At 63.8% G+C, this 232-nt stretch carries 1 protein-coding gene; it reads right to left on the bottom strand.

The features are described from left to right. Positions 1-198, bottom strand: a 198-nt coding sequence (locus QSV46_RS41195; RefSeq protein WP_314964565.1) for an endonuclease/exonuclease/phosphatase family protein, incomplete at its 3' end; no start/stop codon positions are given. Between the last annotated feature and the right edge of the window lie 34 nt (positions 199-232).

Genomic DNA, 232 nt, shown 5'->3' with positions numbered 1-232 from the left:
GCCGTATCTCGGACCGCGGATGTGGGCGTAGTGTGGCAGGTGCTTGCGGTACGCGCCGAGGTTGCCCCGCTGGGCCTCCTGAAGCCCGATCACATCCGGCGCGTAACGCTCTATGGTAGCGATGTTGAGCCCAGCTCGGTTGCGCCAGGCGTTCCTCTTACGCACGTCGTGGAACGACCCCCTGACGTTGAAGCTCATTACCCGGACCGGAGACTCCTGCAGACCCTTATCC

Origin of the sequence: Bradyrhizobium cosmicum, from assembly GCF_032290525.1 — a bacterium.
GTDB classification, from domain to species: domain Bacteria; phylum Pseudomonadota; class Alphaproteobacteria; order Rhizobiales; family Xanthobacteraceae; genus Bradyrhizobium; species Bradyrhizobium cosmicum_A.
Note: the sequence above shows the minus strand (reverse complement) of the source record. Positions and strands in the feature narration are given on the sequence as shown.